This is a genomic window from Paraplanobispora takensis (assembly GCF_016863195.1).
Taxonomy (GTDB): domain Bacteria; phylum Actinomycetota; class Actinomycetes; order Streptosporangiales; family Streptosporangiaceae; genus Planobispora; species Planobispora takensis.
Window position 1 is genome coordinate 132,370 of the sequence record NZ_BOOK01000010.1, and the last position, 15,745, is coordinate 148,114.

Annotated in this window: 11 protein-coding genes; 8 read left to right on the forward strand and 3 right to left on the reverse strand. The window is 72.3% G+C overall.

All coding sequences use genetic code 11. The features are described 5' to 3' along the window. Positions 1 to 35 precede the first annotated feature (35 nt). Entirely contained in the window at positions 36 to 1,277 is a 1,242-nt protein-coding gene (locus tag Pta02_RS08175; RefSeq protein WP_203874078.1) for a class I SAM-dependent RNA methyltransferase, read from the forward strand. Between the two features lie 35 nt (positions 1,278 to 1,312). Here the strand turns inward: Pta02_RS08175 and Pta02_RS08180 are convergent, their stop codons facing one another. After that, positions 1,313 to 2,377 carry a glycoside hydrolase family 18 protein gene (locus Pta02_RS08180; protein ID WP_203874079.1) on the reverse strand — a complete coding sequence of 355 codons (1,065 nt, stop codon included), beginning with the start codon at positions 2,375 to 2,377 and terminating at the stop codon, positions 1,313 to 1,315. 150 nt (positions 2,378 to 2,527) lie between these two features. Here Pta02_RS08180 and Pta02_RS08185 point away from each other — a divergent pair, with 150 nt between their 5' ends. The 5 genes from Pta02_RS08185 to mug all read left to right on the forward strand — a co-directional run bounded on the left by Pta02_RS08185 (position 2,528) and on the right by mug (position 9,969). After that, entirely contained in the window at positions 2,528 to 3,451 is a 924-nt protein-coding gene (locus tag Pta02_RS08185) for an LLM class F420-dependent oxidoreductase (RefSeq protein WP_203874080.1), read from the forward strand. Between the two features lie 174 nt (positions 3,452 to 3,625). After that, positions 3,626 to 5,134, forward strand: a complete 1,509-nt coding sequence (locus Pta02_RS08190) for a 3' terminal RNA ribose 2'-O-methyltransferase Hen1 (protein WP_203874081.1) — start codon at positions 3,626 to 3,628, stop codon at positions 5,132 to 5,134. Positions 5,135 to 5,178: 44 nt separating this feature from the next. Continuing rightward, positions 5,179 to 7,764, forward strand: a complete 2,586-nt coding sequence (locus Pta02_RS08195) for a polynucleotide kinase-phosphatase (RefSeq protein ID WP_203874082.1) — start codon at positions 5,179 to 5,181, stop codon at positions 7,762 to 7,764. 230 nt (positions 7,765 to 7,994) lie between these two features. Beyond that, entirely contained in the window at positions 7,995 to 9,407 is a 1,413-nt protein-coding gene (locus Pta02_RS08200) for a sugar porter family MFS transporter (RefSeq protein ID WP_203874083.1), read from the forward strand. Between the two features lie 10 nt (positions 9,408 to 9,417). Then, positions 9,418 to 9,969, forward strand: coding sequence for a G/U mismatch-specific DNA glycosylase (mug, locus tag Pta02_RS08205; RefSeq protein WP_203874084.1), 552 nt, complete (start codon positions 9,418 to 9,420; stop codon positions 9,967 to 9,969). Positions 9,970 to 10,029: 60 nt separating this feature from the next. On the opposite strand, the gene Pta02_RS08210 is transcribed toward mug, so the two are convergent. After that, the gene (locus Pta02_RS08210) at positions 10,030 to 10,662 is read right to left on the reverse strand and encodes a DUF1707 SHOCT-like domain-containing protein (RefSeq protein WP_203874085.1); all 633 of its coding nucleotides are present in this window, start codon (positions 10,660 to 10,662) and stop codon (positions 10,030 to 10,032) included. A 14-nt stretch (positions 10,663 to 10,676) separates the two neighbouring features. Beyond that, entirely contained in the window at positions 10,677 to 11,453 is a 777-nt protein-coding gene (locus Pta02_RS08215; protein WP_203874086.1) for a PadR family transcriptional regulator, read from the reverse strand. Between the two features lie 528 nt (positions 11,454 to 11,981). On the opposite strand from Pta02_RS08215, the gene Pta02_RS08220 reads away from it, so the two are divergent. Both Pta02_RS08220 and acnA read left to right on the forward strand, forming a co-directional pair. Further along, positions 11,982 to 12,707 carry a metal-dependent hydrolase gene (locus Pta02_RS08220; RefSeq protein ID WP_239129896.1) on the forward strand — a complete coding sequence of 242 codons (726 nt, stop codon included), beginning with the start codon at positions 11,982 to 11,984 and terminating at the stop codon, positions 12,705 to 12,707. A 191-nt stretch (positions 12,708 to 12,898) separates the two neighbouring features. Further along, on the forward strand, positions 12,899 to 15,667 hold the full coding sequence (acnA, locus tag Pta02_RS08225) for an aconitate hydratase AcnA (protein WP_203874088.1): 2,769 nt from the start codon (positions 12,899 to 12,901) through the stop codon (positions 15,665 to 15,667). The last annotated feature ends 78 nt before the right edge of the window (positions 15,668 to 15,745 follow it).

Here is a 15,745-nt window from a genome sequence, read left to right on the forward strand (position 1 = left end):
GGCAGGGAGGCACGACACGACGGGATCTGGGGACGATGGCGATTGAACTGACGGTGGGCCCGGTCGCGCACGGCGGCTGGTGCGTCGCCCGTCACGAGGGCCGGGTGGTGTTCGTCCGGCACGCGCTGCCCGGCGAGCGCGTCCTGGCCGAGATCACCGAGGAGACGGCGCGGTTCCTGCGGGCCGACGCCGTGGAGGTCCTCGACGCCTCCGCCGACCGGGTCGTCCCGCCCTGCCCCTTCGCCGGCCCCGGCCGCTGCGGCGGCTGCGACTGGCAGCACGCCTCCCTGGAGGCGCAGCGCCGGCTGAAGACCGACGTGGTCGCCGAGCAGCTGCGCCGCCTGGCCGGGATCGAGTGGACCGGCCGGGTCGAGGAGGTCCCGGGCGCCCCCGACGGGCTGGGCTGGCGCACCCGCGTGCAGTTCGCCGTCGACCGCGAGGGCGTGCCCGGCCTGCGCCGCCACCGCTCCCACGACATCGTGCCGGTGGACGCCTGCCTGATCGCCCACCCCGAGGTGGAGAACGTCGGCGCCGAGGTGATGAACTGGCGGGGCGCCTCCGCGGTCGAGGTCATCGCCTCCTTGACGGGGGACCAGGCCGTCGCGGTGGCCCCCAAGCCCCGCCGTACGGTCGCCGTGCCCGACCTCGACGACAGCGTGGCCGTCTTCGTGAACGAGGGCAGGGGCCGCACCCGCACGGTGCACGGCCGCCACCACCTCACCGAGCGCGTCGGCGGGCGCGAGTTCCAGGTCACCGGCAGCGGGTTCTGGCAGATCCACCCCGGCGCGGCCGCCACGCTGCTGGCCGCGGTCATGGAGTTCGCCGCTCCGAAGCCGGGGGAGTGGGCGCTGGACCTCTACTGCGGCGTCGGCCTGTTCGCCGCCTCCCTGGCCGAGGCGGTCGGTCCCGACGGCGCGGTGTTCGGCGTCGAGGCCGATCCCATGGCGGTGCGCGACGCCGAGCGCAACCTCAGGGACCTGCCCCAGGCCCGCTTCGGCCGGGGCCTGGTCGAGGACGCCCTCGACCGCTACGGCATCGAGCGCGCCGATTTGGTCGTCGTCGACCCGCCCCGCACCGGGCTCGGCCGCGAGGTCGTCGAGCGCCTGGCCGGTCTGCAGGCCTCGCGCATCGTCTACGTCTCGTGCGACCCCGCCACGCTGGCCCGCGACCTGGCCTGGCTCGGCGAGCGGGGGTACGGCCTGGCCGGGCTGCGGGCCTTCGACGCCTTCCCGATGACCGCCCACGTGGAGTCCGTGGCCCTGCTGGTCAGGGACTGACCGGGGATCCGGGGCGGGGACCGTACGGGCGGTTCTCAGAGCGGGGGCACGCCCAGGAGGCGGACGGCCTCGGGGTCGGGGGAGGCGCCGCGGGCCGACAGCCAGGCCAGCCCGTTGCGGGCGGCGAAGTCCGCGACCTTGCGGGCGTCGGCCGTGGACAGGTCGCCGGGGTCGGCCAGCACGAACGTCAGGGCCACCCGCTCGGAGGCGGTGGGCTCGCCCAGGCCGGCGGCTATCTGGGGCTGGGCGGCGCGCACGGCCGAGGCCGCGGGGCGCAGGCGGCTCCCGCCGGCGGGGACCGGGCGGATGGGGACCAGGAGGTTGACGGCGGCGATGCGCACGCCCGCCTCCCGGGTGGTCCGGAGCATCATCTGGTCACGCGGGGACAGGCCCGTCTCGGTCGCCGGGAGGCTGAAGCTGACCGCCAGGGGGCGGCCCCGCGCCTGGGCCTCCCGCTGGAGGGTCGCGAGCGCCTCGGCGCGGCGCCGTACGGTCTCGTGGTCGGCCGAGTCCTGGACCTCGAAGTCGATGTGCACGGCGTCGAAGGCGCCCACCGCCTGCCGGTAGGCCGCGGCCAGGGCGCCGGGCGCGACGCAGACGGCCGCCAGCTCCCTGCCGAAGGGGCCGCCGAAGACCAGACCGGCGTCGCCGCCGGCCGCGCGCAGCCGGCCCAGCCCGGCGGCGGCGGGGTTGTCGCCCTGCTCCTGCCGCCCGCCCCACCTGGGGGTGCAGCCGTCGGGACCGGCGGTGAGGTGGCCGAGGGCGAACCAGCGCACGTCGCCGCGCCTGGCCGCGCGGGGCAGGTCGAAGGAGGGGTGGCGCACCACGTCGACGAACGTCACGAACCCCGAAGGGCCGCCGCCGTCCGGGAGGTCGACGGCCTGCACGTGCTCGGCGACGGGCGGCGGGACCGGCGAGGAGACCGAGACCTCGGGACGCGCGGCCCGGGCGGGCGCGGCCCACTGGCCGGTCTCGGTGGGCAGCAGCCATACGGCGGCGCCGGTCGCGGCGGCGAGCGTCACCGACGCGAACGCGGTGACGGAGCGGGGCAGAGTGCCCGGCCCGCGGGCGTGGCGGGCGGCGGAGCGGTCTGTCGCCACCGGCATGTCTCCCCCTCTCGGCGGCGCGCGCGATCGCACTGGGTATTCGGACGGATACTCAGAGCACCGGGAGTTCGAACGGTAGCAAGCCACGGCGGCATCGCGCGACCTTTCTGCGGATGCCGTCCGGAGTGCCCGGATAATGGGTGCATGAAGTTGAGGATCTTCACCGAACCGCAGCAGGGCGGCACCTACGACGAGCTGCTGGCGGTCGCGCAGACCGCGGAGCGGCTGGGGTTCGATGCCTTCTTCCGTTCCGACCACTACATGCGGATCGGGCCGGGCGACCCCGGCCCCGGATCCACCGACGCCTGGGTGACCCTCGCGGGCCTGGCCAGGGAGACCTCCACGATCAGGCTCGGGACGCTGGTCACCCCGGCCACCTTCCGGCTGCCGGGCGTGCTGGCGATCAGCGTGGCCCAGGTGGACCAGATGAGCGGGGGCCGGGTCGAGCTGGGCCTGGGCACCGGGTGGTTCGACGACGAGCACATCGCGTACGGGATCCCGTTCCCGCCGGTGAGCGAGCGCTTCTCCCGGTTCGAGGAGCAGCTGGAGATCATCACCGGTCTGTGGACCACGCCTCCGGGCAAGACGTTCTCCTTCGAGGGCGCCCACTACCGGCTCGCCGACTCTCCGGCGCTGCCCAAGCCCGCGCAGAGCCCCCGGCCGCCGATCGTCATCGGCGGTTTCGGCGCCCGGCGCACCCCGCGGCTGGCCGCCCGCTTCGCCGACGAGTACAACGTGCCGTTCCGCACCGTCGAGGACACGGCCGCCGCCTTCGACCGGATCCGGGAGGCGTGCGAGGAACAGGGCCGCTCCTCGATCGTGTTCTCGGCCGCGCAGACCGTCTGCGTCGGGACCGACGACGCCGAGCTGGCGCGCCGGGCCGAGGCCGTCGGGCAGGATCTCGCCACGCTGCGCGCCGGCGGGCTGGCGGGCACCCCGGCCGAGGTGGTCGAGAAGATCGGGAAGTTCGCCGAGCTGGGAGCCGAGCGGATCTACCTGCAGGTGATGGACCTGAACGACCTCGATCACCTGGAGCTCATCGCGGCCGAGGTCAAGCCGCACGTGTAGCGCCGCGGCGTTCCGGCGGACGGCGCCCCCTCGTGGCCGCAGTCCGCCGGAACGTGCTTCTCTTCGCCGGAACGCGGCCGGGATGCGGCCGGAGAGGGTCCTCCGGCTGCGTCGGCACCGTCTCGGGCATTAATCGCTGGCCGGACGAATCGGACATCCGGCAGACTGTCCAGGGTGTTGCTGACGATCTCCACGACCATGCGTCCCGCCACCGACCTGGGCTTTCTGCTGCACAAGCATCCCGATCGGGTACAGGAGTTCGGCCAGTCGTACGGCGTCGCCCGCGTCTTCTATCCGGAGGCGGGCGAGGAGCGCTGCACGGCGGCGCTGATGCTCGACGTCGACCCGATCCGCCTGGTGCGCTCGCGGGGCCGCTCCACGCCCGACTACGCGCTCGGGCAGTATGTCAACGACCGGCCCTACGCGGCGTCCTCGCTGCTGGCCGGTGCGCTGGCCGACGTCTTCCGCACGGCGCGCTCCGGGCGCTGCGCGAGCCGTCCCGAACTCGCGGCCACGCCGATCCCGCTGGAGATCACGCTTCCCGCGCTGCCCTGCCGGGGCGGCCCCGAGCTGGCGCACCGGCTGTTCGGCCCGCTGGGCTGGGAGGTCGAGGCGCGCGCCGTACCGCTGGACGAGGCCTTCCCCGAGTGGGGCGACTCCCGCTACGTACGGCTGGCGCTGCGCGGGCGGGCCCGGCTGGCCGACGCGCTCAACCAGCTCTACGTGCTGCTGCCGGTCCTGGACGACGCCAAGCACTACTGGATCGCCCCGGACGAGGTGGACAAGCTCATCCGGGCGGGCGAGTCCTGGCTGGCCGCCCACCCCGACAGGGGCCTCATCACCCGCCGCTACCTCGGCCGCCGCGGAGCCCTGACCCGTACGGCCTTCGCCCGCCTGGCCGAGCTGGGCGACGACGTGGAGGAGGATCTGGAGCCGCCCCTGGAAGAGGACCTGTCCCCGGAGCCGGCCCTCACCGCTCCGCCGCCCGCCGAGGCGGGTTCCGCGTCCGCGGTGGGGGCCGAGGTGCCCGCCGGGACCGGGGAGGGTTCCGCGCTCAGGGGCGAGGGGGTTGCGGGGAAGCGGCCGTTGAACACGGTGCGCAGGGAGGCCGTGCTCGGGGTGCTGGGGGAGCTGGGCGCGCGCACGGTCATCGACCTGGGGTGCGGGACCGGGCAGCTGGTCGGGGCGTTGCTGGCGAATCCGGCGTTCACCCGGGTCGCCGGGACCGACGTGTCCTCGCAGGCGCTGACCATCGCCGCCAGGAAGCTCAAGCTCGACCGCATGACGGAGCGCCAGCGGGAGCGGCTGGAGCTGTTCCAGGGGGCGCTGACCTACACCGACGAGCGCTTCGCCGGCTACGACGCCGCCGTGCTCATGGAGGTCGTCGAGCACGTCGACCCGCCCCGCCTGCCGGCCCTGGAGCGGGTGGTCTTCGGCGCGGCCCGTCCCGGGCACGTGGTCGTGACCACGCCCAACGCCGAGTACAACGTCCGCTACGAGTTCCTGACGGGCATGCGCCACCCCGACCACCGGTTCGAGTGGACCCGGGAGGAGTTCGCGGCCTGGGCGGCGAAGGCGGGTGAGGAGTACCGCTACGACGTCGCGTTCCGGCCCGTCGGCGACGACGACCCCGAGCTGGGACCGCCCACCCAGATGGCCGTCTTCACCCGGAGGGAGGCGTGATGGCCGGGATCAGCACAGGAGAGACAAAGGACAGGAGGGACCGGATGACCGAGATCGCCGTGCCGGCCATGTCGCTGGTCGTGCTCGTCGGGGTGTCCGGGAGCGGGAAGTCGACCTTCGCGCGCAGGCACTTCGCGCCGACCCAGGTCATCTCCTCGGACTTCTGCCGGGGCCTGGTGGCCGACGACGAGAACGACCAGGCGGCCACCCCCGACGCCTTCGACGTGCTCCACTACATCGTGCGCACCCGCCTGAAGCGGGGCCTGCTCACCGTCGTGGACGCCACCAACGTCCAGTGGGACGCGCGCAGGAAGCTGATCGACCTGGCCAAGTCGCAGGACGTGCTGGTCGACGCGATCGTCCTGGACGTCCCCGAGGAGGTCGCCGCCGGGCGCAACGCCTCCCGGCCCGACCGGGACTTCGGGCCGCACGTGATCCGGCGGCAGCGCAAGGAGCTCAACCGGTCCCTGGGGAAGATCTCCCGGGACGGCTTCCGCCGGGTCCACGTGCTGCGCGGCGTGGAGGAGATCGAGGCCGCCACGGTCGTCACCGAGAAGGCGTGGACCGACCGGCGCGAGCTGACCGGGCCGTTCGACATCATCGGCGACGTGCACGGCTGCCGCGCCGAGCTGGAGGCGCTCCTGCGCGAGCTGGGCTGGGAGATCGAGCCCGGCGGCACCGGCGCGTCCCACCCCGGGGGCCGCACGGCGGTGTTCGTCGGCGACCTGGTGGACCGCGGGCCGGACACGCCGGGCGTGCTCAGGCTGGTCATGGGCATGGTCGCGGCCGGGACCGCGCTGTGCGTGTCGGGCAACCACGAGCAGAAGCTCGCCCGTGCGCTCAACGGCCGCAAGGTGCGCCTCGCCCACGGGCTGCAGGAGTCGCTCGACCAGCTCGCCGCCGAGCCCGAGGAGTTCCGCACGGCCGCGCTGGCCTTCATGGACGGCCTGATCAGCCACTACCAGCTCGACGGCGGGCGGCTCGTCGTGGCGCACGCCGGGCTGAAGGAGTCCTACCACGGCCGGGCCTCGGGCCGGGTGCGCTCCTTCGCGCTGTACGGCGACACCACCGGCGAGACCGACGAGTACGGCCTGCCGGTGCGCTACCCCTGGGCGCGCGAGTACCGGGGCCGCGCCATGGTCGTCTACGGGCACACCCCGGTCCCCGAGGCAGAGTGGATCAACAACACGATCTGCCTGGACACCGGGGTGGTCTTCGGCGGGAAGCTGACCGCGCTGCGCTACCCGAGCCGGGAGATCATCTCGGTGCCCGCGGAGAGGACGTGGTACGACCCGGTCAGGCCGCTGACGGCCCCCGGCCACCGCGACCCGGGAGTCCTGTCCATCGACGACGTGCGGGGCACCAAGCACATCGAGGTGCGCCACGGCGGCGGCCGGATCAAGGTCAGGGAGGAGAACGCCGCCGCCGCGCTGGAGGTCATGAGCCGGTTCGCGGTGGACCCGCGCTGGCTGGTCTACCTGCCGCCGACCATGGCGCCGCCGGAGACGTCCCGGCGGGAGGGCTACCTGGAGCACCCGGCCGAGGCGTTCGCCGAGTTCGCCGAGGCCGGGGTCACCCGGGTGGTGTGCGAGGAGAAGCACATGGGCTCGCGGGCGGTCGCCGTACTGGCCCGGGACCACAAGACCGCGGCGGCGCGCTTCGGGGTGGACGACGGGAGCGCGGGCGCGGTGTACACCCGCACCGGGCGGCCCTTCTTCAACCGCCCGGAGCTCGCCGGAGAGCTGGTCGAGCGGCTCCGGCGGGTGTGCGCGCCGCTCATGGACGAGCTGGACTCGGACTGGCTGGTGCTCGACTGCGAGCTGCTGCCCTGGTCGGCCAAGGCCGAAGGACTGATCCGCGACCAGTACGCCTCGGTGGGGGCCGCGGCCCGCACCGCGCTGCCGGAGGTCGTCGCGGCGCTGGAGGCGGCGGCCGGGCGCGGCGTGGATGTGGGCGATGCGTTGGACCGCGCCCGGCTCCGCTCGGTGAACGCTTCCCGCTTCAGGGACGCCTACGCGCGTTATTGCCGGCCGGTATCGGGACTTGACGGCGTGAGCCTGGCGCCGTTCCAGATCCTGGCCTGCGAGGGCCGGGCGACCGCGGCCACCGAGCCGCACCCCTGGCACCTGGACCTGCTGTCCCGCCTGGACGACCCGCTGATCACCCCGACCCGTCACATCTACGCCGACCTGGACTCGCCGGAGTCGGTGCGGGCGGCGACGGCGTGGTGGGAGAGCCTGACGGTCGCCGGCGGCGAGGGCATGGTGGTCAAGCCGGTCACCGTCCCCGGGGCGCGACCGGAGGCGGCGGAGAGCGACGCGGCCGTGGACGGCGGGACGGAGCCGTCCCGGTCCGGGGCGGCTCGCCGGGGCCTGGACCGGGTGCAGCCGGGGATCAAGGTGCGCGGGCGGGAGTACCTGCGGATCATCTACGGCCCCGACTACACCGAGAGCCTGGACATCCTGCGCAACCGCTTCCTGGGCCGCAAGCGCTCCCTGGCCCTGCGCGAGCACGCGCTCGGCCTGGAGGCGCTGTCCCGGCTGGCCGACGGCGAGCCGCTGTGGCGGGTGCACGAACCGGTCTTCGCCGTCCTCGCCCTTGAGTCGGAGCCGGTCGACCCCCGCCTCTGACGAGAGAACCGCGAAACTCCCCCGGGCCGCCCGCCGTACCGGCGCCCGGGGGAGTGGGCGGCGTGTCCGAGGAGCCGCCGAGGCTGCGAGCGGGTCTGCGGCGGGAGCCGACCGAGGGGGTGCGGTTCACGATGAAGCATCCGGGCAGGTCGAAGCCGCTTTTACCGGGATGCCCGCCGACGGAAATGGGCAGAAATGACTTAAAGCGCCTTTCGGGGGAAAGGACTGTCATGGCCGGCACGCTGTCTACGGGCACCCACAGAGAAAACATCGGGCACGTCGTCTTCATCACCGCGGCGGCGGCGATCGGGGGCTTCCTCTTCGGCTACGACAGCGCCGTGATCAACGGGGCCGTCACCGGCATCCAGAAACACTTCGGCGTCGGGCCGGTGGAGACCGGTTTCGTGGTGGCGATCGCGCTGCTGGGCTCGGCGCTCGGCGCCTGGATCGCCGGGGGGCTGGCCGACCGCTGGGGCCGGACGAAGGCGATGCAGCTGGCCGCCGTGCTGTTCGCGATCAGCTCGGTGGGCCAGGCGCTGCCGTTCGCGACCTGGGACCTGGCGATGTGGCGCGTGCTGGCCGGCGTGGGGATCGGCATGGCCTCGGTCATCGGCCCCGCCTACATCGCCGAGGTCGCGCCGCCGGCCTACCGCGGGCGGCTGGGCTCCTTCCAGCAGCTGGCCATCGTGCTGGGCATCGCGGTCTCCCAGCTCGTCAACTACGCGATCGCGCAGCTGGCCGGGGGCGACGTCAACAACGAGCTGCTCGGCATGCAGGCCTGGCAGTGGATGCTCGGCGCCTGCCTGGTGCCCGCCCTGCTCTATCTGCTGTTCTCGACGATCATCCCCGAGTCGCCGCGGTTCCTGGTCGCGGTCGGCCGTACGGACCGGGCGCGCCGGGTGCTGGCCGAGGTGGAGGGCGGGCACATCGACCTGGACACGAGGCTGGCGGAGATCCGGGAGTCGGTCCACAGCGAACGCCGCACCCGTCTGCGGGACCTGCGCGGCCCGGCGTTCGGGCTGCTGCCGATCGTCTGGATCGGCATCGCGCTCTCGGTCTTCCAGCAGTTCGTGGGAATCAACGTCATCTTCTACTACTCGGCGTCGCTGTGGCAGTCGGTCGGCATCAACCAGGCCGACTCGCTGCTGATCAGCTTCTCCACCTCGATCATCAACATCGTCGGCACGTTCATCGCCATCGCGCTGGTCGACCGGGTCGGCCGCCGGCCGCTGCTGCTGGTGGGCTCTGCGGGCATGGCGGTCTCCCTGGCCGTGGCCGCCTGGGCGTTCGCCTCCGGGGTGCCGGGCGCGGGCGACACCGTGACCCTGCCGGGCACGGAGGGGACCGTCGCCCTGGTCGCCGCCCACGTCTTCGTGCTGTTCTTCGCACTGTCGTGGGGCGTGGTCGTCTGGGTGCTGCTCGGCGAGATGTTCCCCAACCGGATCAGGGCCGCGGCGCTGTCGGTGGCCGCCGCCGCGCAGTGGGTGGCCAACTGGCTGATCACGGTCTCCTTCCCCTCGCTGGCGGAGTGGAGCCTGTCCGGCGCCTACGTGGGATACGCCCTGTTCGCGGCGCTGTCGCTGGTCTTCGTACTGCTGAAGGTGAGGGAGACCAAGGGCAGGAAACTGGAGGAGATGGGTTAGGTTCACGCCCATGCCTCCCACGAGAGCCGAGATCGAGGCCGCCGGGGACCGGACGATCGAGGACGTGCTCGGTCCCTCGCTGGACGTGCTGTTCTGCGGGATCAACCCCGGCCTGTACTCCGCCGCGACCGGTCACCACTTCGCCCGCCCCGGCAACCGCTTCTGGCCCGCGCTGCACCGCTCCGGCTTCACGCCCCGGCTGCTGTCGCCGGCCGAGCAGGACCTGCTGCCCTCCTTCGGGCTGGGCATCACGAACGTGGTGGCCCGTCCCTCCGCGCAGGCGGCGGAGCTGTCGCAGGAGGAGTACCGCGAGGGCGGGGTACGGCTGGCGCGGCTGGTCGCCGAGATCCGGCCCCGGGTGCTGGCGGTGGCGGGGGTGACGGCCTACCGCACGGCGTTCGGGCGGCCGAAGGCGGCGATCGGTCCCCAGGAGGAGGAGGTCGGCGGCACGGCCGTGTGGGTGCTGCCCAACCCGAGCGGCCTGAACGCCCACTGGTCCCTGGAGCGGATCGCGGGGGAGATGCGGCGGCTCCGGGAGTCCATCGGACGCCCGGAGGCGTGATCCGCCCGGGCTCGCGGGAAGCGTTGTACGGGCCGGCCGCGCGGTGCGGGCCGGCCCGTCTCAGGGGGTGCCGGAGCGGCTGATCCGCCGGGCGTGACCGCGGTGGTGGATCATCCGGAACAGGCCGATCACCAGCCAGGCGAGGAGCACGAACTTCAGGAACCCGAAGCCGCCGCCGATCACCGCGATGACCAGCGCCAGCAACAGCAGCGGCGCGACGGGCGGTCCGCCCCTGCGCGCCGGGTGGCGGTGCCAGCCCGCATGCCGGGAGGGGTGCCCGGACCGGGCGGCCCATTCCGCCCGCCACTGCGCCTTCCAGGCCGCGTGGGCGGCATGGTGCTGCGCCTTCCACGCGTTCCGGTCGGCGTGCCACTGTGCCTTCCAGGCCGCCCGGTCGGCGTGGTGCCGAGCCTTCCACTGGGCCCTCCAGGCGTTCCGGTCGGCGTGGTGCCACGCCTTCCGGTCCGCCTGGTCGCCTGGTCGCCGCGCCGCGTGGTCCGCGGCGCCGTACAGGTCGGGCAGGTTCTGCCGGGCCAGCGCCAGCTCGTGCCCGGTGCGGGCGGTCAGCGCCAGGCCGAGGCGCTCGTCGAGCTCCTCGTGGGTCAGCCGTCCCTGGGCGTAGTGCTCGCGCAGGGCGGCCATCGTCGCTTCGCGCTCCGCGTCTCCGATGCGGAGGTCATCCCCGGGGATCATGCTCACTCCCGTCCTCACTCCTCGCCGGGGTCGCCGTCGGCGAGGATCTGGTAGAGCCTGCGGCGGGTCTCGATCAGCTGCTGCCTGGCCTGGCGGATCTGGGCCTCGGTGCCGGTCTGCAGGATCTGCAGCATGGCGAAGGCGGACTGGCGGCCCAGGTCCATCAGCTCCCAGGTGCTGTCGTCGACGTCGGGCGTCATCTCCTCCCACGGCGCGCGCACCTCGTCGGGGTGCTCGGTGACGTAGGTACGGCCCGCGTCGGTGAGGCGGAAGGTCTTGCGGCCGTCGCTCTCCTCCGACAGGACCAGGCCCTCGTCGGTGAGCTGCTGCAGGGCCGGGTAGACCGCGCCGGGGCTGGGCTTCCAGCCGCCCTGGCTGCGCTCGGCGATCTCCTGGATGATCTGGTAGCCGTTGCGCGGCTCCTCCGACAGCAGGGCGAGGATCGCGGCGCGCACGTCGCCCCGCTTGGCCTTGCGCCCGCGGCCGAACGGCGGGCGCCCGAACGGGCCGCCGCGGCCACCGGGGCCGCCCCAGGGGCCGCGGCCGAAGTCCCACGGGAAGTCCCCGCCCCACGGGCCCGAACCCCGCCGGCCGCGGCGGCGGTGTTCATGCGGCCCGCCCTCATGAGGGGCGTGCGGGCCGTGGTGACCCGGCGGGCCCGCGTGGTGCGTCCTGGTGTGCTGCCAGCCCTCGGCCATGCTGCGCAGGGCCTCCACGGCCTGCTTCATCTCGCGGCGCATCTGGTGGGGGTTCATCCCCCACGGGCCGCCCATCGCGTGTGCGGATGTCATGGTGTTCTCCTTTGAGGATCTGTCCACGATCGACCTTCGATCGTTCTCGACTCTTCAAAGATATATCGACAATGTTCTACTGCCAACCCCCTTTTGTGCGGACTGTCCTCTCATGGGCGGTCACGGAGGGTGACTTACCTGCCCCCGGGAAAAATAAGTGAGATAGATCACTGGATTCTCGGCGGATTTCGGAACAAGCACCGAGACCTAGGCGTTACAAATGACATAGACGGGATTCGTTCCGTGCCGGAAGGGCTGGGGGGTGCTTTCGGTGCGGAACGGTCCCGTCTGTCGTTTGCGCAGCATGCGGCCCCGTGTCGGCTCCGGGGCGCCGATCGGCCGCCCCGTCCGTCCCCGCGGGGCACCAACCGCCCGCGCCGTCCGTTCACCTGGTGTGGACATGGGGAATCCTGCCGCGATCCCGGGGGAGGCGACACATCCGGTGCGTCTGCCGCCGTCGTCTGTCCTTCGGGTCGGCTTTGCCGTACAGTCACCCACCGTGATCTTGTTGGTGGTGATTGAGCGTTGATGGGACACACGCACGCGCTGACGGGGGCGATCGCCTGGCTCGGCGTGGCGCCGACGCTGGCCGCGCTGCCGCTGCTGACCGACTCCTCCAGGTTCGCCGAGACCGGGGTCATGGTGAACGCGCTCAGCCCGGCCGAGTTCGTCGCCGGGGCGCTGATCTGCGCCGGGGCCGCGATGCTCCCGGACCTCGACCACCCCAGCGCCACGATCGCGCAGACCTTCGGACCCGTCACCTGGGCGCTGAGCAAGGGGGTCAACTGGCTGGCCGGCGGGCACCGCAACGCCACCCACTCGCTGCTGTTCGCGGTCGGGGCCGGGTTCGGCGCGCACTACCTGGCGAGCAGCCAGCCGATCGGCCGGGACATCCTCGTCGTGCTGCTGATCGGCCTGGCGCTGCGGGCGATCGGCATCGGGATCCCGGGCAAGAAGTTCGCCTCGGCGATGGTGAACATCGCCATGACCGCCGGGCTGTTCGCGGTGTTCCGCTCCGACAACGTGGGCTACGCCTGGCTGGGGCTCGCGGTCGCGGTCGGATGCCTGGTGCACGTCGTGGGGGACTGCTGCACCGAGAAGGGCTGCCCGGTCCTGTGGCCGATGAAGCAGCGCTGGCTGCTGCCATGGAAGATCGGCATCAAGACGGGCCGTGCCTTCGAGCAGAAGTTTCTCGCCCCGGTACTTTCCGTCGTCGTTCTCGGGCTTCTGTACTGGCGTCTCGCGCCACTCTGATCATACTGGTGGGTAACTTGATGTCGAGATATCTACGGGGATATCTTGACGTCGAGACAACCGCTGCAACCTGCGGGGAGCCGACGGTTAGGCATACCTAACTGACATGGGCACTTCCGCGGTGCGGCAGGATTCAATTGCGCCCCGCAGGCGAGGCGCGCCAGACGACATGGTGATGAGGGAGGCGAATCGTGTCCGCCAACAGCTTCGGCAGCCGTGACACGCTCCGCGTCGGAGACGCGGCTTACGAGATCTACCGGCTGGATGCCGTCGAGGGGTCGGGACGCCTCCCGTACAGCCTGAAGATCCTGCTGGAGAACCTGCTGCGCACTGAGGACGGTGCCAACATCACCGCCGATCACATCCGGGCGCTGGGTCAGTGGGACCCGTCCGCGGCCCCGAGTGTGGAGATCCAGTTCACCCCGGCCCGCGTGATCATGCAGGACTTCACCGGCGTCCCCTGCGTGGTGGACCTGGCCACCATGCGCGAGGCCGTGCGCGACCTCGGCGGCGACCCCGCCAGGATCAACCCGCTGGCCCCGGCCGAGATGGTCATCGACCACTCGGTCATCGTCGACTTCTTCGGCGGTCCCGACTCCTTCCAGCGCAACGTCGAGCGGGAGTACGAGCGCAACCGCGAGCGCTACCAGTTCCTGCGCTGGGGTCAGACCGCCTTCGACGAGTTCAAGGTCGTCCCGCCGGGCACCGGCATCGTGCACCAGGTGAACATCGAGCACCTCGCCCGCGTGGTCATGATCCGCGACGGCAAGGCCTACCCGGACACCTGCGTCGGCACCGACTCCCACACCACGATGGAGAACGGCATCGGCGTGCTGGGCTGGGGCGTCGGCGGCATCGAGGCCGAGGCCGCGATGCTCGGCCAGCCGATCTCCATGCTGATCCCGCGCGTGGTCGGCTTCAAGCTGACCGGCAAGCTCCCGGCCGGGGCCACCGCCACCGACCTGGTGCTCACCATCACCGAGATGCTGCGCAAGCACGGCGTGGTCGGCAAGTTCGTCGAGTTCTACGGCGAGGGCGTCTCCAGCGTGCCGCTGGCCAACCGCGCCACCATCGGCAACATGAGCCCCGAGTTCGGCTCGACCTGCGCGATCTTCCCGATCGACGGCGAGACGATCAACTACCTGAGGCTCACCGGCCGCTCCGACGAGCAGGTCGCCCTGGTCGAGGCCTACGCCAAGGCCCAGGGCCTGTGGCTGGACCCGTCGGCCGAGGAGCCGGTCTTCTCGGAGTACATCGAGCTGGACCTGTCCACCGTGGTCCCCTCGATCGCCGGCCCCAAGCGCCCGCAGGACCGCATCGCCCTGTCGGACGCCAAGAAGGCCTGGCGCGCCGCCGTCAAGGACTACGCCCCGAGCATCCAGGGCCCGGCCGACGAGGCGTCCGCCGAGTCGTTCCCCGCCTCGGACTCCCCGGCGATCTCCCACGACGGCAACGGCGACAAGCCGCACGCGGCCGACCTGAACGGCGAGCGCCCGCACAGGCGCGTCCCGGTCACCCTGGCCGACGGCACCGGCTTCGAGATCGACCACGGCGTGGTGACCATCGCGGCCATCACCAGCTGCACCAACACCTCCAACCCGTACGTCATGATGGGCGCCGCCCTGCTGGCCAAGAAGGCGGTGGAGAAGGGCCTGACCCGCAAGCCGTGGGTCAAGACCTCCCTGGCCCCCGGCTCGCAGGTCGTCACCGGCTACTTCGAGCGCTCGGGCCTGCAGCCGTACCTCGACAAGATCGGCTTCAACCTGGTCGGCTACGGCTGCACCACCTGCATCGGCAACTCCGGCCCGCTGGACGAGGAGATCTCGGCCGCGATCCAGGAGAACGACCTCGCGGTCACCGCGGTGCTGTCCGGCAACCGCAACTTCGAAGGCCGCATCAACCCCGACGTGAAGATGAACTACCTGGCCTCGCCGCCGCTGGTGGTCGCCTACGCGCTCGCGGGCACCATGGACATCGACCTGGACAACGAGCCGCTCGGCGAGGGCGCCGACGGCCCGGTCTACCTGCGCGACATCTGGCCGTCGCCGGAGGAGGTCTCCGAGGTCGTCAACGGCTCGATCGACCAGGAGATGTTCCTGCGCGACTACGCCGACGTGTTCAAGGGCGATGAGACCTGGCAGTCGCTGCCGGTCCCGACCGGCAACACCTTCGAGTGGGACCCGGCCTCGACCTACGTGCGCAAGGCCCCCTACTTCGAGGGCATGCCCGCCCAGCCGGAGCCGGTCAAGGACATCTCCGGCGCCCGGGTGCTGGCCAAGCTCGGCGACTCGGTCACCACCGACCACATCTCCCCGGCCGGCTCCATCAAGCCGGGCACCCCGGCGGCCGAGTACCTGCGCGAGAACGGGGTCGAGGTCAGGGACTTCAACTCCTACGGCTCGCGCCGCGGCAACCACGAGGTGATGATCCGCGGCACCTTCGCCAACATCCGGCTGAAGAACCTGCTGCTCGACGGCGTGGAGGGCGGCTACACCCGCGACTTCACCCAGGAGGGCGCCCCGCAGAGCTTCATCTACGACGCCTCGGCCAACTACCAGGCCGCGGGCATCCCGCTGGTCGTCCTGGCCGGCAAGGAGTACGGCTCCGGCTCCTCGCGCGACTGGGCGGCCAAGGGCACCGCGCTGCTCGGCGTGCGCGCCGTCATCGCCGAGTCCTACGAGCGCATCCACCGCTCCAACCTGATCGGCATGGGCGTGCTGCCGCTGCAGTTCCCCGAGGGCGAGACGGCCTCCTCGCTGGGCCTGACCGGCGAGGAGACCTTCGACATCACCGGCGTCGAGGAGCTCAACGGCGGCGGCATCCCCCGGACCGTGACGGTGAAGGCCGGGGACAAGGAGTTCCAGGCGGTCGTGCGCATCGACACGCCCGGAGAGGCCGACTACTACCGCCACGGCGGCATCATGCAGTACGTCCTGCGCTCCCTGCTCGCCAAGAGCTGAGCCGGGGGGACGGGGCCCCTCGGGGACCCGCCCATATCGGGGAGACACCCCAGACGTGAGCCACCCGGCGGCGCACCG

Excerpts from the sequence above, each read along its gene's own strand:
- Pta02_RS08195 (WP_203874082.1), top strand. The coding sequence starts at position 5,179 with ATGACCGAGATCGCCGTGCCGGCCATGTCGCTGGTCGTGCTCGTCGGG.
- Pta02_RS08200 (WP_203874083.1), top strand. The coding sequence starts at position 7,995 with ATGGCCGGCACGCTGTCTACGGGCACCCACAGAGAAAACATCGGGCAC.
- Pta02_RS08215 (WP_203874086.1), bottom strand. The coding sequence starts at position 11,453 with ATGACATCCGCACACGCGATGGGCGGCCCGTGGGGGATGAACCCCCAC.
- mug (WP_203874084.1), top strand. The coding sequence starts at position 9,418 with ATGCCTCCCACGAGAGCCGAGATCGAGGCCGCCGGGGACCGGACGATC.
- Pta02_RS08185 (WP_203874080.1), top strand. The coding sequence starts at position 2,528 with ATGAAGTTGAGGATCTTCACCGAACCGCAGCAGGGCGGCACCTACGAC.
- Pta02_RS08175 (WP_203874078.1), top strand. The coding sequence starts at position 36 with ATGGCGATTGAACTGACGGTGGGCCCGGTCGCGCACGGCGGCTGGTGC.
- Pta02_RS08210 (WP_203874085.1), bottom strand. The coding sequence starts at position 10,662 with ATGATCCCCGGGGATGACCTCCGCATCGGAGACGCGGAGCGCGAAGCG.
- Pta02_RS08220 (WP_239129896.1), top strand. The coding sequence starts at position 11,982 with ATGGGACACACGCACGCGCTGACGGGGGCGATCGCCTGGCTCGGCGTG.